We start from the raw sequence: 14,552 nt of genomic DNA, 5'->3' as shown, positions 1-14,552 counted from the left end.
GCTTCTGTCGCAACCAGCACTGCAACCAGGCGGAAAACAGAACAGCGGCTCCCCGAAGGAAACCGCTGGTCAGAGGTGGAGCCCCCTGTCGGATTCGAACCGACGACCTGCTGTTTACAAGACAGCTGCTCTGACCATCTGAGCTAAGGAGGCATCACGCGGGACGACGCCACGCGTGAAGGCGGCTCCACTGTACACAGAGCCCGTTTCCCGAAGCCACGAAGTTCCGCGGTCCGAGCAGGGCCGCCGCACCTCAGTCCAGCGCGTAGTCGAAGTCGTACGCCACGGACTTCTCCCCGTGCCGGGCGGTGAAGCGCCCCGTCCCGCGCAGGCCCGTCAGCTCCCCACCACCCGACCCCGCCACGACCTCGAACGTGCAGTGCACGGTCCCGTCGGCGTCGAAGTGGCCGCGCTCCTCCACCACGAAGGTGCCCTCGCGCCCGTCGAGCCGGCCGGAGATCAGCTCCATGCCGGTGTAGGTGCCGGTCTTCTCGGTGAGGTAGGCGATCGTGTACGCGCAGATGGTCTCGGCGGCCTCGATGCCGCCGGTGAAGGTGTTGGTGACGGTGGCGCGGGCGAGGCGGGGGCTCGCGTCGTCGCCCGGGCCGAGGCCGTGCTCCTCCCAGTCGGCGAAGGTGAAGTGGCCGGTCGTACGGGTCGTGGTCATGGAAGGTCCTCCGTACAGCAGGAAGGCGCCCCGCACCTGCCGTGCGGAGCCGTGTGTGACCACCTTGGCGGCCGTACCTGACATCTCCTGTCAGGTACGGCGGATCCGCCGGGACAATGGCCCGCATGCGTGCCGACCGCCTCCTCTCCCTCCTCCTGCTCCTGCAGAGCCGCGGCCGGATGACCGCGCCGGAGCTCGCCGCCGAGCTGGAGGTGTCGGTCCGGACGGTCTACCGGGACATCGAGGCGCTGAGCGCGGCGGGCGTACCGGTGTGCGCCGATCGCGGGCCCGTCGGCGGGTACCGCCTGATGGACGGCTATCGCACACGGCTGACCGGGCTCACGGACGCGGAGGCCGGTTCGCTGTTCCTCGCCGGGGTGCCCGGTCCGGCGCGGGATCTGGGACTGGGGGCGGTGCTGGCGAGCGCCCAGCTGAAGGTGCAGGCCGCTCTGCCCGCCGAGCTGGCCGAGCAGGCGCGGCGGGTTCAGGAACGGTTCCATCTGGACGCGCCGGCGTGGTTCCGGGAGGCCGACCCGGTCCCGCATCTGGAGGCGGTCGCGCGGGCGGTGTGGGAGCACCGGGTGCTGCGGGTGCACTACCGGCGGTGGGGCGGTGAGGTGCACCGTGAGGTGCGTCCGCTGGGGCTCGTCCTGAAGGGCGGCATCTGGTACCTGGTGGCGCAGGCGGAGGAGACGGCCGTACGGACGTATCGGGTGTCGCGTGTGCTGTCGGCGGAGGACACCGGGGAGGTCTTCGAGCGTCCCGCCGGGTTCGATCTGGCCGCCTACTGGGAGGAGTCCTCCCGGCGTCTGGAGTCCGCTCTGCACCAGGGCACCGCCCGGCTGCGGATCTCGCCCCGCGCGCAGCGGCTGCTGCCCATGCAGTTCGGCGCGGCGGGCGTACGGGCCCTGGAGAGTGCGGGTCCGCCGGACGATGCGGGCTGGGTGGAGGTGGACATGCCCGTCGAGACGGAGGCGGTCGCGGTCGGCGACCTGCTCAGGCTCGGCACGGAGGCCGAGGTGCTCGGCCCTCCCGGGCTGCGGCGGGCCGTCGCCCGGGCCGTGACGGTGCTGGCGGACCGCTACGGCTGAACCGGCCTCGAAAGTTGCCGCGAAATTCACAGGGCCCGAGGTACTGACAGACCAGGTGAACGCCAGGTACCGTCCTGAGCCAGTTCACTGCGTGGACTACACCAAACAAAACCACACGGAATCACCCGTCGTGGCACCACCTTCCTACAACGGATCGTCCGGCACGTTCCTGCCGGTAGAAGGGGGCCCATTCACCATGGCCACTGTCTCGTTCGACAAGGCGACCCGGATCTACCCGGGTTCCGACAAGCCCGCCGTGGACGCGCTCGACATCGAGATCGAGGACGGCGAGTTCCTCGTTCTGGTCGGCCCGTCCGGCTGTGGAAAGTCCACCTCCCTCCGCATGCTGGCGGGGCTCGAGGACGTGAACTCCGGCGCCATCCGCATCGGCGACCGTGACGTCACCCACCTGCCGCCGAAGGACCGGGACATCGCCATGGTGTTCCAGAACTACGCCCTGTACCCGCACATGACGGTCGCCGACAACATGGGCTTCGCGCTCAAGATCGCCGGTGTGCCGAAGGCGGAGATCCGGCAGAAGGTCGAGGAGGCCGCGAAGATCCTCGACCTCAGCGAGTACCTGGACCGCAAGCCGAAGGCCCTGTCCGGTGGTCAGCGCCAGCGTGTCGCGATGGGCCGCGCCATCGTGCGTGAGCCGCAGGTGTTCCTCATGGACGAGCCGCTGTCCAACCTGGACGCCAAGCTCCGCGTCTCCACCCGTACGCAGATCGCGTCGCTGCAGCGCCGCCTCGGCATCACCACCGTCTACGTCACCCACGACCAGGTCGAGGCCATGACGATGGGCGACCGTGTGGCGGTCCTCAAGGACGGTCTGCTCCAGCAGATCGACACCCCGCGCAACATGTACGACAGGCCCGCCAACCTCTTCGTGGCCGGCTTCATCGGCTCCCCGGCGATGAACCTGGTCGAGGTGCCGATCACCGACGGCGGTATCAAGTTCGGCAAGTCGGTCGTGCCGGTGGACCGCGACGCGCTGTCCGCGACCACCGACAAGACGGTCACCGTCGGTGTCCGTCCCGAGCACTTCGACGTGGCCGGCGCGGACGCCGACCTGGGTCTGGCCATCACGGTGAACGTGGTCGAGGAGCTGGGCGCCGACGCGTACGTCTACGGCACCGCGAAGCTCGGCGACGAGGCCAAGGACCTGGTCGTGCGGGTCAGCGGCCGGGACGTCCCGGAGAAGGGCTCCACGCTGCACGTCGTGCCGCGCTCCGGCGAGACCCACGTGTTCTCGACCTCCACGGGCGAGCGCCTCTCCGACTGACTCCGGGTAATTCACCCAGGTTGACGAATCGGGCCCCGCGGACCAACTGCGGGGCCCTTCTCGTTGTCGACAAATACCCCGGCACATCGGTCATTTCGAGCAGTGTGCGTCAACGCCTTACCCACAATCAGGGACTGTCTCATCCCCCGAACCGGTGACTAAATGTCTACAAACCATCACTGCACGCTACCCTCACACGCGTGAAGCACTCCACTACCCCACAGACGCGACGCGGCCGGGGCCCCGCCCGCCGGATCGGCCGCTCCCTCGCCCTCGTCCTGCCCGTCGTCCTGGTGCTCTCCGGGACCCTCGCGGTCACCCACGTCAACTGGTCGGGGAACTCCTCGGGCCCGGTGCTGACCGCCGCGGACACCACCACGTCCTCAGCCTCGTCGCGGGCCGCCGAGCGCGCGCCGCAGGACGTGCTGCGGGACCAGCTGCTGACCGAGCTGCAGGAGGAGGACCCGGGCACCGTCCTCACCCACCTCCAGCAGGCCGTCAACGGCCGCCCCTCGCTGGCCGAGCACTGCACCTCGATCGCCCGCGCCCTCGGCCGCGCCGCGGTCAAGGTGTACGGCCCGACCCGCGCGCAGTCGTACGCGCGGCCCGTCTGCGACACCTCCTTCGCCTCGGGCGTCGCCGCCGCGCACGGCTGAGCGCGGAGGTTCGTCACAGCGGGTAACAGCTGGTCAAGGAAACGGTCGCCTGCGGGATGCGAGCGCGGGGCGCCACGTACAGTTCGGTCATGACCGATCCGAGTGCCGCGTCCCGCCCCGTTCAAGCCGTCGTTCTCGCCGGCGGCCAAGGCTCCCGGCTGCGTCCCTACACCGACGACCGGCCCAAGCCGATGGTCGAGATCCCCGGCACGGGGACGCCGATCATCGGCCATCAGCTGTCCTGGCTCGCCGAGGAGGGCGTCACGGACGTCGTGATCTCCTGCGGCCATCTCGCCGAGGTCCTGCAGAAGTGGCTGGACTCCGCCGACCTGCCCGTGTCCGTCACGACCGTCGTCGAGTCGGAACCCCTCGGCCGGGGCGGCGGCCTCAAGTACGCCGCCGCGCACCTCCCCCACCCGGACCAGCCCTGGTACGCCACGAACGGCGACATCTGGACCCGTTTCTCGCTGCGCGACATGGCGGACTTCCACACCGAGCGCGACGCCGTCGCGACGGTCGCCCTGGCCCGCCCGCGCATCCCGTGGGGCGCGGTGAAGACCGACGGCTTCGGCCACATCACCGACTTCATCGAGTCCCCGCCGTCCACCTTCGAGATCAACGCGGGTGTGTACGTCTTCTCCCCCGAGTTCGCCGCCATGCTCCCGGCGCGCGGCGACCACGAGCGCACCACGTTCCCGCACCTGGCCCGCGTACGCCGCCTGGCCGGCTTCCCGATCCCGCAGGGCTCCTACTGGCGCGCCATCGACACCGCGAAGGACCTGACGGAGGCGGCGAAAGAGCTGGCGGCGCAGGGCCGCTGACGCCCCGTCCGTCGCCTACGTCCGCCGACTTCCGCCACGCCGAAACACATCCCCTCTGCCATGCCGAAGAGGTCCCGCACGTCGTCCGTGCGGGACCCCTTTTGTCGTACGCGTACGGCCTCTACGGGCCTATCCCAGCAGGCCGCCCACCAGCCCCGGCTGTCCGGACGACGAGGAGCCGCCGCCGCTGCTGTCGGAGCCGCCGGTCGAGCCGCCGCTGCCGCTGGTGGCACTGCCGCCGGAGGTCGGCCCGGAGCTGGTGCTCGGTGCCTCTCCGGCCGGGGAGGACTGCTGCGGCGGGGCCTGGCCCGCGCTGCCCTGGGTCTGGCTGGGCACGCCGCCGCCGGTGGCGGTGCCGCTCTCCCGGGCCGCGCCCGGGGTGGTCGCGGCGTCCGTGGACGGGCTGGCCGTACCCGAGGTGGCGCCCTGGGTCGGCGAGACGGAGGCCGACGGCGTCCTCTTCTGCCGTTTGCCGGGCTCCTGCGGGAGCGGGGAGCCGGGCAGTTCGTTGCGCGGGGCCTCGCCGGGACCGGGGACGACCACGCGGTCGGTGTCCCGGACGGCACCGCCGAGCAGCGAACCGACCAGGAGCGTGATCCCGGTGACGACGGCGGTGACGAGGGCGCCGCGGCGCAGCACGTAGCGGCGCAGGTCCCAGATGTGGGCGCGGGGTCCGAGGCGGCGCCAGGCGCTGCCCGCGAGGCGGCCGTCGACGGAGTAGACGGGGGCGCCGGCGGTGATCAGCGGGGACCAGGCGGCGAGGTAGATGATGTCGGGCGTCTCGTAGGCGGGGACGCTCGTCCAGCTGACGGTGACCAGCAGCGCGGCCGACAGCATCGCACCGCCGACGGCGGCGAGGCGCTGCCAGCAGCCCAGGACCGTCAGGACGCCGACGATGACCTGGGCGAAGGCGATGACGAGACCGGAGCCGACCGGGTGCTGGAGGGCGAACTGGCGCAGCGGTTCGGCGACTTCCCAGGGGTGCAGGGTGTTGAGCCACTTGACCATGGAGCCGCGCTCGCCGCCGTCGAAGTAGACGGGGTCGCACAGCTTGCCCATCCCGGCGTAGATGGAGATGCAGCCGAGGAAGACGCGCAGCGGCAGCAGGACGACGCCGAGGTTCATACGGCGGCCCGGGTAGTAGGCGTGCCGTGCGGGGTCGTCGCCGTGCCGCTTGCCCGGCCGCTCGGTCTCGTCGTCGTCCGCTGCCTGGTAGGCGCCGGTGTCCTCGAACTCGTCGTCGCCGTAGGCCGTCTCGTCGTAGGCGGGTTCGTCGTAGGCGGGTTCGTCGTAGGCGCTGCCGACGGTGCGCATGGGCGGCAGCACGCGCGTCTCACCGGAAGGGGGGGTGCGCTGGGCGCCGACGACGGGCGTTTCGACGGTCTGGGCGAACTCGTCCTGGGGGTTGTCGCCGCCGTACCCGGTGTCGACGCGGGGAATGACCTGGGTGGCCCCGGCGTCGGAGGTCTGCTCGTCGGCGTGGCGGACGCTTTCGCTCCGCACAGCCTGCAGGAGCCGGTGGGCGCCGGTGTCGTCCGGGGCGGACCTGCCGCTCCAGACGACGGGCCGACGGCGGGCGGCGGTCGCGTCCGCCCGGCCCTCGGCACCCATGACGGGGATGCGGGCGGTGTCCTCGGCGGCGCTCATGTGCCGTGCGATCCGAGGGGATTGGATGCGCCGCGTCGAGGCGCCCAGCTGCACGCGGAAACTCGCGTGGTTGACGATGACCTGCGCCGGATCGCTCGGCACCTTCACCATGCTCAGCGCGGGAGCGTCGTCGTGTCCCGACGAGCGGTCCCCCGTGGGTGTGCGGGGTGTTCTGGTGTCCACACTCATCTAACCGAGTGACGCCGAGTTAGGACACTGCTTTGACCCGCCGGATCTGTCCGGACAGCGTCAAGCTTGTCCGGGCCGCCCCGAATCCCCTGAATGAGTGGAGATGCCGAACATGCGTTCAGGCGCGGCGGCGCGCCGCCTCGTACAGCACGACGCCCGCCGCGACACCGGCGTTGAGCGACTCCGCGCCGCCGGGCATCGGGATCCGCACCCGGAAGTCGCACGTCTCGCCGACCAGCCGCGACAGCCCCTTGCCCTCGCTGCCGACGACGATGACGACGGGCCCCTCCAGCGCCTCCAGCTCACCGAGTTCGACGTCCCCGTCGGCGGCGAGCCCGACCACGATGAGCCCGGCCTTCTTGTACGCCTCGAGAGCCCGCGTCAGATTCGTGGCACGGGCGACGGGCGTACGGGCGGCGGTACCGGCGGACGTCTTCCAGGCACCGGCGGTCATACCGGCGGCCCGCCGCTCGGGTACGACGACACCGTGCCCGCCGAAGGCGGCGACGGACCGCACGACGGCACCGAGGTTGCGCGGGTCGGTCACTCCGTCGAGGGCGACGATCAGCGGGTCCTCACCCGCGTCGGCGGCGGCGTCGGCGAGGTCCTGCGGATGGGCGTACTCGTACGGCGGGACCTGGAGCACCAGCCCCTGGTGGTTCAGCCCGTTGGTCATCCGGTCGAGCTCGGGCCGGGGCGCCTCCATGAGGTTGATCCCCCCGCGCTCGGCGGCCAGCTGAAGGGCCTCTCGCACCCGCTCGTCGTTGTCGATGAACTGCTGGACGTACAGCGTGGTGGCGGGTACGCCCTCGCGCAGCGCCTCGACGACGGGGTTGCGGCCGACGACGAGCTCGGAGGTGCCCTTGGAGCGGGGACCCTTGGCGCGGCTCTGGGCGCGCCGGGCCTTGGCCTGGGCGGCGCGCTGCTTGGCGTGCCCCTTGCGCATCTCGGCGGGCGGGGTCGGCCCCTTGCCCTCCAGGCTCCGGCGCCGCTTGCCGCCACTGCCGACCTGCGCGCCCTTCTTGCCGGACATGCGGCGGTTGTTCGCGGCCATGATCTACCTGTCTCTGTCTGCGTGCGTACGTACGTCTGTGAAGTGTGCCGCCCGGAGGCCCGGGCGGCACAGTCGATCAAGCAGGGCGCTAGCGCGGGCCGAGGCTCCAGCGCGGACCCTGCGGGCTGTCCTCGATGACCAGCCCGGACTGGCCCAGCTGGTCCCGGATGGCGTCCGCCGTGGCCCAGTCCTTCCGCGCCCGGGCGGCTTCGCGCTGGTCCAGGACCATCCGCACGAGGCTGTCGACGACGCCGTGCAGATCCTCGCCCCGGTCGTTCTCCCCGACCCAGTGCGCATCGAGCGGGTCGAGGCCGAGGACGCCCAGCATGGCCCGCACCTCGGCGAGCCGCGCCACGGCGGCCTCCTTGTCGTCGGCGGCCAGCGCGGAGTTGCCCTGCCGCACCGTCGTGTGCACGACGGCGAGCGCCTGCGGCACCCCCAGGTCGTCGTCCATCGCCTCGGCGAAGGCGAGCGGCACCTCGGGGGCCGGCTCGACGACTCCGGCCTTCTCCACCACGCGCTGCACGAACCCCTCGATCCGCGCGAACGCGGACTCGGCCTCGCGCAGGGCCTCCTCGCTGTACTCGATGGTCGAGCGGTAGTGCGGAGTGCCCAGGTAGTACCGGAGCACGATGGGCCGCCACTGCTTGACCATCTCCGACACGAGCACGGAGTTGCCGAGCGACTTGGACATCTTCTCGCCGCTCATCGTCACCCAGGCGTTGTGCACCCAGTACTGGGCGAAGTCGTCGCCGTAGGCCTTGGCCTGGGCGATCTCGTTCTCGTGGTGCGGGAAGACCAGGTCGAGCCCGCCACCGTGGATGTCGAAGGCGGAGCCCAGATACTTGTGCGCCATGGCGGAGCACTCCAGGTGCCACCCCGGACGCCCACGCCCCCACGGCGTCTCCCAGTCGGGCTCACCGGGCTTGGTCGCCTTCCACATGGCGAAGTCCCGCGGATCCCGCTTGCCGGTGATGCCCTCCTCGGCGGGCTGGCGCATCTCCTCCAGGTCCTGCCCCGACAGTTCCAGGTAGGAGGGCCAGGACCGGACGTCGAAGTACACACTGCCGTCGGCCTCATAGGCGTGCCCGCGCTCGATGAGCGTGCGCATCATCTCGACCATCTCGGTGACATGACCGGTGGCACGCGGCTCGTACGTGGGCGGAAGGCAGCCGAGCACGCTGTACCCGTCGTTGAAGGCACGCTCGTTCTCGTAGCCGATGGCCCACCAGGGGCGGCCCTGGTCGGCCGACTTGGCGATGATCTTGTCGTCGATGTCCGTGACGTTCCGGACGAACGTCACGTCATAGCCGCGGTACTCGAACCAGCGGCGCATGATGTCGAAGTTCAGCCCCGACCGGATGTGCCCGATGTGCGGAGCCGCCTGCACGGTGGCGCCACACAGGTAGATCGAGACACAACCCGGCTTGAGCGGGGTGAAGTCACGGATCTGCCGGGCGCTGGTGTCGTACAGGCGAATAGTCACCACTCCAGGGTAGTGGGCCGCACGGAGTGCCATGCGACCATCGGCTCGAGGGGGATGCATTCGTGACGTAGCCGTTGGAGGGCTCCGGGGCGGAGCGCCGGTGGGCAGGAAGGTCAGGACCGGACCACCAGGGCCGTGGCGATGGCCATGAGTCCCTCACCGCGCCCGGGGAAACCCAGCCCGTCCGTCGTCGCCCCCGACACGGACACCGGCGCCCCCACCGCCTCCGACAGAATCTTCTGGGCCTCCTCCCGGCGCTTACCGATCTTCGGCCGGGGCCCGACGACCTGCACCGCGACGTTGCCGATCCGGAACCCCGCCGCGCGCACGATCCGCGCGGCCTCCGTCAGCAGCACCACCCCCGACGCCCCCGACCACTCGGGCCGCCCGGTGCCGAAATGCTGCCCCAGATCACCGAGCCCGGCGGCGGAGAACAGCGCGTTGCAGGCCGCGTGGGCGACGACGTCCGCGTCGGAGTGCCCGGCCAGCCCGGGCCCCTCTCCCTCCCACTTCAGCCCCGCGCACCACAGCTCCCGCCCTTCCTCGAAGGCATGGATGTCGGTCCCGATGCCGACCTGCGGCAGAGGCACCCCCGCGAACTCCTCGAGCCCCTCAGAACCCATCGGTCAGCCTCCTGCGCGCCAGCACCGCCTCGGCCAGCACCATGTCCAAGGGGCGCGTGACCTTGAACGCCTCCTCGTGCCCGGGCACCGCCACCACCGTCAGCCCGAGCCGCTCGACCATCCCGGCGTCATCGGTCACCTCACCGGTCACCACCTCGTGCGCCCGTACGAGCGTCGCCCGCTCGAACCCCTGCGGCGTCTGCACCGCCCGCAGCCGCGCCCGCTCGGGCGTGGCGACGACCGGCTCGGGCTCACCCGGGGTCGCGGCCGGCTCGACCTCCTTGACCGTGTCGGCGAGCGGCAGCGCCGGAACCACCGCCGGCGCGCCCTCGCGCACCGCCTCGATCACACCGTCCACCGTGTCCACCGGGACCAGCGGCCGCGCCGCGTCGTGCACCAGCACGATGTCGTAGTCGGCCGGCAGCGCGTCCAGGCCGAGCCTCACGGACTCCTGCCGCGTCGCTCCGCCCGGCACCACGAGAAAGTCCGTGCGCTCGGGCAGCGCGTGCGCGTCGAGCAGCGACCTGACCTCGCCCGCACCGTCGGGCGGGGCCACGACGATCACGAGGGAGACATGGCGGGACGCGGCCATCGCGCGCACCGCGTGGATGAGCATGGGAGTGCCGCCCAGCGCGCGGAGCGCCTTGGGGGCGCCCGGACCGAGGCGTACACCTCGGCCGGCGGCCGGGATCACGGCTGCCGTACGGACCCCCGTACGGGCTGCCGACGGCGAAGGGCGCGAATCGTCAGACATCGGTTCCTGTCAGGTTTGTGCGCTTGGCCTACGTGGGTATGGCCCTGGGGGTACCCCCTGCTCCAAGAGCTCGGGGGAGTGCCGGGCGCGACGCCTTGACCGGACCCTTCCGTGACACTGGTCGAGCCAGCTGCCCGGGCCCGGCACGTCAGGTACGGGGGACACCCCCGGCGTACGACATGTGCGTACGAACATGCCGCAGCGCCCGGCGACAGGAGATACGTCATCGGGCACCGCGGCATTTCAATGTGCTGGCGAAGTGCTGAACGAACGGGCTTCGCCTCGGGTCAGGAGGCGAGAACCTCGTCGAGCAGGGCCTCGGCCTTGTCCTCGTTGGTGTTCTCCGCGAGGGCGAGTTCGCTCACCAGGATCTGGCGGGCCTTGGCGAGCATGCGCTTCTCACCGGCGGAGAGTCCGCGCTCGCGCTCACGACGCCACAGGTCACGCACGACTTCCGCGACCTTGATGACATCACCCGAGGCGAGCTTCTCCAGGTTTGCCTTGTAGCGACGGGACCAGTTCGTGGGCTCCTCGGCATACGGCGCGCGCAGCACCTCGAAGACCCGGTCCAGCCCGTCCTGACCGACCACATCACGCACGCCGACGAACTCCGCATTGTCCGCTGGCACACGTACCGTCAGGTCACCCTGGGCGACCTTCAGCACCAAGTAGGTCTTGTCCACGCCTTTGATCTGGCGAGTTTCGATGGCCTCGATCAGCGCGGCCCCGTGATGGGGATAGACCACGGTGTCGCCAACCTTGAACGTCATGTGACAGGTACCCCTTCCGTGGCTATCCAGGGTAACACGGATACGGCGGCTTCTGAATGGCGTTTTCGCAGGTCAGGGCATATCTCGGGGCTTGACAACAGCGACAGGAACGTGCTTCGCGGGGGCAGCGGAAGAAAGTATTCGCAGGTCGGAGCGGCTGTCCGGGGCGACTGAAACGCGTACGTTACACGCATCCGGAGGCCCCTCCGAGCGACCGAACATCCCGATATGTCCGGTTCCAGGTGCCCGACTTCCGCTACTCCGTTCGGTGGCCCGAGCCGGGTTCCGGCCGAATCCGGAATTGATCATTGAGCGACGGGCCGAGCGGGCGGTGATCAATTCTGCGGGGCTCCGCGCATTCGTTCACGGAAATTTCGCGGTACTCCCGGGGCTGCTTATGTGAATGGCGGACGAGCCGGCCCAATGTGACCTCGGAGGCCCTGGGGACGGAGCGGGATCGGGGGTGCCGGGGGGTCGGGTGCGGCCGCCTGGGACCGGCTCGGTAACCTAAGGCCGCTGACAGCCACTTAGGGCGGCTTTACACCTCGCCGCCGCCTCGCTCGAGTCAAGGAGTTGCCGCCGCCGTGAGCAGCAGCCTTCGACGCGGCGCCCTCGCCGCCGCCGCCATCGCGTTCTCGATCGCCTCGCTCGCCGCGTGCGGCGCCGGCCACAACGCTCAGACCCTGCAGGTCAGGCCGGACAACGCGGCAACGACCGTGGGCGACATCAAGGTCCAGAACGCGATCGTCATCACGCAGCCGGACCGGGAGTCGACGGGCCCGGCGGTGATCTCCGCCACCCTGTTCAACTCCGGCACCACCGACCAGAGGCTGGAGTCGGTCACCCTCCCCGGCACCGGCAAGACCGCCGAGCTCACCCCGGCCAAGGGCGGGAGCCTGACCGTCCCGGCCGGCGGTTCGCTGATCCTGGGCGGCAAGGACAATGCCTCGGCGGTCCTGCCGAGCAGCCGCGAGGCCGTCCAGGACGGCAACGCCCAGAAGGTCACCTTCACCTTCAGCAAGACCGGTGACGTGAGCCTGGAGGCGTTCGTCGTCCCGGCCGAGGGCTACTTCTCCTCCTGGGGCCCGACCGAGGTCCCCGCCGCGCCGGGCGCCTCGGCCGATCCGACGGGCAGTCCGTCCGGCAGCCCCTCCGAGGGCGCGTCGGCCTCGCCGGGCGAGACCCCGGCCACGCCGTCCACCCCGACCGACTCCGCGTCGGCGAGCGCGTCGGCCGGCGAGTCGCCGGAGGGCGGGTCGGCCGCCGGCCACTGAGCAGCGGCACCTCGGCTGCCGTACCTCAGCTGCCGTACCTCAGTCGTACGAGAAGGTACGAGAAGGTACGAGAAGGGCGGGACCTCCTGGAGAGGTCCCGCCCTTCGTGTCGTACAGGCGGTGTACGGATCCGCCGTACGGCCGGTTCCGGTTTACGGCTCGAACTTGTAGCCGAGGCCGCGGACCGTCACCAGGTAGCGCGGCGCGCCCGGGTCCGGCTCGATCTTGGCGCGCAGGCGCTTGACGTGGACGTCGAGGGTCTTGGTGTCACCGACGTAGTCGGCGCCCCAGACGCGGTCGATGAGCTGCATGCGGGTCAGCACGCGGCCGGCGTTGCGCAGCAGCATCTCCAGGAGATCGAACTCCTTCAGCGGAAGGTCGATCTTGGTGCCGCCCACAGTGACGACGTGCCGGTCGACGTCCATGCGGACCGGACCGGCCTCCAGGGCGGCCGGTGCCACCTCCTCCGGCTCGCCGCGGCGGCGCAGCACGGCGCGGATCCGGGCGACCAGCTCGCGCGAGGAGAACGGCTTGGTGACATAGTCGTCGGCACCTATTTCCAGGCCGACCACCTTGTCGATCTCGCTGTCCTTGGCCGTCACCATGATCACGGGGACGTTGGACTTGCCGCGCAGCTGGCGGCAGACCTCGGTGCCCGGCAGGCCGGGCAGCATCAGGTCGAGGAGGACGAGGTCGGCGCCGTTGCGCTCGAACTCGTCGAGTCCGTCGGGCCCGGTGGTCGCGACGGCGACCTCGAAGCCCTCCTTGCGGAGCATGTACGACAGGGCGTCGGAGAAGGACTCCTCGTCCTCGACGACGAGCACACGGGTCACGGAAGGACCTCCGGGGCGGAAAGCGTTTCGTACGCGGTGGTGTTCGGGGATGAGTCGGCGGATGTGTGGGATGTGGGGGATGTGGCAGATGAGGGGGTGGACCGGTCGGCCTCTTCGTCTTCGTCGAGGTCTGCGCGATCGTCGCGGGTGGGCCGCTGTCCCGCGCGGTCGCGGGCAGCACCGGCCTCCGGCAGCCGCAGGGTGAAGGTGGAGCCCTGGCCTTCGGCGCTCCACACCGTGACCTCCCCGCCGTGCGAGGCGACCACGTGCTTCACGATCGCGAGGCCCAGTCCCGTGCCGCCGGTGGCACGGGAGCGGGCGGGGTCGACGCGGTAGAAGCGCTCGAAGATGCGCTCCTTGTCCCGGTCGGAGATGCCGATGCCCTGGTCGGTGACGGCGATCTCGATCAGGTCCCCGCTCGGCTGGCTCACCCTGCGGGCGGCTATGCCGACGCGGGTGCGGGCCGGGGAGTAGTTGACGGCGTTCTCGACGAGGTTGCCGAGGGCGGCGGCGAGCTGGCCGCGGTTGCCCCACACGGCCAGGTCCGCGGTGCCCGTCCGTCGCCCACCACCACCCTCAGCGGAAGGCTCTTCGGGCCCCTTGATCGAGGCGGCCATGGTGATCTGCTTGGTGCCGGCCTGGTGGCGGCAGCGGTCGATGGCCTCGGCGACCAGTTCGTCGACGCGGACCGGCTCGGCGTCCTCCAGCGGATCGTCGTTCTGCACCCGGGACAGGTCGATGAGCTCCTGGACCAGGTTGGTGAGCCGGGTCGCCTCGATCTGCATCCGTCCGGCGAAGCGCTGCACGGCCTCCGGGTCGTCGGAGGCGTCCATGACGGCCTCCGAGAGGAGGGAGAGCGCACCGACGGGTGTCTTGAGCTCGTGGCTGACGTTCGCGACGAAGTCGCGCCGGACCGCCTCGATACGGCGGGCCTCGGTGAGGTCCTCGACGAGCAGCAGCACCAGCCGGGAGCCGAGGGGCGCCACGCGCGCGGAGACGGCGAGGGCCTCGCCCCGCCCGGTCCCGCGCCGCGGGAGATCCAGCTCGACCTGGCGTATCTCCCCGTCCCGCCGGGTGTCCCGGGCCATCTGCAGCATGGGCTCGACGGCGAGCTTGCCGCCGCGGACCAGTCCGAGGGCGTACGCGGCGGAGCTGGCCTTGACCACGGCGTCCGCCTCGTCGAGGACGACGGCGGAGGAGCGCAGCACGGACAGGACCGTGTCCACGCCCGGCGGAAGCACCGGGTCCGTGTGCAGGGAGGTGCGGGTCGGGCGCTTCTGCTCGCGCTCGCTCCAGCGGAACGCGAGCATGGCGATGACGCCGGTGAGCACTCCGGCGATCGCTGCCGCTGCGGCGACCGCCGCGTTCACGTCCATGCATCCAGGTTAGGCATGGGGGAAGA

At 70.9% G+C, this 14,552-nt stretch carries 14 protein-coding genes and 1 tRNA gene; 5 read left to right on the top strand and 10 right to left on the bottom strand.

The window, feature by feature from the left end:
- Positions 1 to 76: 76 nt before the first annotated feature.
- Together ACYVMZ_RS21260 and ACYVMZ_RS21255 are read right to left on the bottom strand one after the other, a co-directional pair.
- A tRNA-Thr gene (locus tag ACYVMZ_RS21260) sits at positions 77 to 153 on the bottom strand.
- Positions 154 to 253: 100 nt separating this feature from the next.
- Positions 254 to 667 carry a DUF3224 domain-containing protein gene (locus ACYVMZ_RS21255; protein ID WP_461081934.1) on the bottom strand — a complete coding sequence of 138 codons (414 nt, stop codon included), beginning with the start codon at positions 665 to 667 and terminating at the stop codon, positions 254 to 256.
- Between the two features lie 125 nt (positions 668 to 792).
- Here ACYVMZ_RS21255 and ACYVMZ_RS21250 point away from each other — a divergent pair, with 125 nt between their 5' ends.
- The 4 genes from ACYVMZ_RS21250 to ACYVMZ_RS21235 all read left to right on the top strand — a co-directional run bounded on the left by ACYVMZ_RS21250 (position 793) and on the right by ACYVMZ_RS21235 (position 4,520).
- Positions 793 to 1,758 (top strand): helix-turn-helix transcriptional regulator, encoded by a 966-nt coding sequence (locus ACYVMZ_RS21250; RefSeq protein ID WP_461081932.1) that lies wholly within the window; start codon positions 793 to 795, stop codon positions 1,756 to 1,758.
- A gap of 196 nt (positions 1,759 to 1,954) precedes the next feature.
- A complete protein-coding gene (locus ACYVMZ_RS21245) occupies positions 1,955 to 3,043 on the top strand; it encodes an ABC transporter ATP-binding protein (RefSeq protein ID WP_461081930.1) in 1,089 nt (362 codons plus the stop codon).
- Positions 3,044 to 3,243: 200 nt separating this feature from the next.
- The gene (locus ACYVMZ_RS21240) at positions 3,244 to 3,699 is read left to right on the top strand and encodes a hypothetical protein (protein WP_461081928.1); all 456 of its coding nucleotides are present in this window, start codon (positions 3,244 to 3,246) and stop codon (positions 3,697 to 3,699) included.
- An 89-nt stretch (positions 3,700 to 3,788) separates the two neighbouring features.
- Positions 3,789 to 4,520 (top strand): nucleotidyltransferase family protein, encoded by a 732-nt coding sequence (locus tag ACYVMZ_RS21235; protein WP_461081926.1) that lies wholly within the window; start codon positions 3,789 to 3,791, stop codon positions 4,518 to 4,520.
- Between the two features lie 129 nt (positions 4,521 to 4,649).
- Here the strand turns inward: ACYVMZ_RS21235 and ACYVMZ_RS21230 are convergent, their stop codons facing one another.
- From ACYVMZ_RS21230 to ACYVMZ_RS21205, 6 genes are all read right to left on the bottom strand, one after another.
- Positions 4,650 to 6,356 (bottom strand): DoxX family protein, encoded by a 1,707-nt coding sequence (locus tag ACYVMZ_RS21230; RefSeq protein WP_461081924.1) that lies wholly within the window; start codon positions 6,354 to 6,356, stop codon positions 4,650 to 4,652.
- Positions 6,357 to 6,474: 118 nt separating this feature from the next.
- A complete protein-coding gene (gene rlmB, locus ACYVMZ_RS21225) occupies positions 6,475 to 7,410 on the bottom strand; it encodes a 23S rRNA (guanosine(2251)-2'-O)-methyltransferase RlmB (protein ID WP_461081922.1) in 936 nt (311 codons plus the stop codon).
- Positions 7,411 to 7,498: 88 nt separating this feature from the next.
- Positions 7,499 to 8,896 (bottom strand): cysteine--tRNA ligase, encoded by a 1,398-nt coding sequence (gene cysS / locus ACYVMZ_RS21220; protein ID WP_461081920.1) that lies wholly within the window; start codon positions 8,894 to 8,896, stop codon positions 7,499 to 7,501.
- Between the two features lie 113 nt (positions 8,897 to 9,009).
- Positions 9,010 to 9,519: a 2-C-methyl-D-erythritol 2,4-cyclodiphosphate synthase gene (ispF, locus tag ACYVMZ_RS21215; protein WP_461081918.1), complete on the bottom strand. Its 510-nt coding sequence runs from the start codon at positions 9,517 to 9,519 to the stop codon at positions 9,010 to 9,012.
- Positions 9,509 to 10,273 carry a 2-C-methyl-D-erythritol 4-phosphate cytidylyltransferase gene (ispD, locus tag ACYVMZ_RS21210; RefSeq protein WP_461081916.1) on the bottom strand — a complete coding sequence of 255 codons (765 nt, stop codon included), beginning with the start codon at positions 10,271 to 10,273 and terminating at the stop codon, positions 9,509 to 9,511. The genes ispF and ispD overlap by 11 nt, the downstream gene beginning before the upstream one ends.
- Before the next feature lie 287 nt (positions 10,274 to 10,560).
- Entirely contained in the window at positions 10,561 to 11,043 is a 483-nt protein-coding gene (locus ACYVMZ_RS21205; protein ID WP_003953493.1) for a CarD family transcriptional regulator, read from the bottom strand.
- 584 nt (positions 11,044 to 11,627) lie between these two features.
- On the opposite strand from ACYVMZ_RS21205, the gene ACYVMZ_RS21200 reads away from it, so the two are divergent.
- Positions 11,628 to 12,317, top strand: coding sequence for a copper chaperone PCu(A)C (locus ACYVMZ_RS21200; protein WP_461081914.1), 690 nt, complete (start codon positions 11,628 to 11,630; stop codon positions 12,315 to 12,317).
- Between the two features lie 152 nt (positions 12,318 to 12,469).
- On the opposite strand, the gene ACYVMZ_RS21195 is transcribed toward ACYVMZ_RS21200, so the two are convergent.
- Both ACYVMZ_RS21195 and ACYVMZ_RS21190 read right to left on the bottom strand, forming a co-directional pair.
- Positions 12,470 to 13,150, bottom strand: a complete 681-nt coding sequence (locus tag ACYVMZ_RS21195; RefSeq protein ID WP_461081912.1) for a response regulator — start codon at positions 13,148 to 13,150, stop codon at positions 12,470 to 12,472.
- On the bottom strand, positions 13,147 to 14,526 hold the full coding sequence (locus ACYVMZ_RS21190; RefSeq protein ID WP_461081910.1) for a sensor histidine kinase: 1,380 nt from the start codon (positions 14,524 to 14,526) through the stop codon (positions 13,147 to 13,149). The genes ACYVMZ_RS21195 and ACYVMZ_RS21190 overlap by 4 nt, the downstream gene beginning before the upstream one ends.
- Between the last annotated feature and the right edge of the window lie 26 nt (positions 14,527 to 14,552).

Source organism: Streptomyces deserti, assembly GCF_054782695.1.
This window is presented reverse-complemented; position numbering and strand designations above follow the sequence as displayed.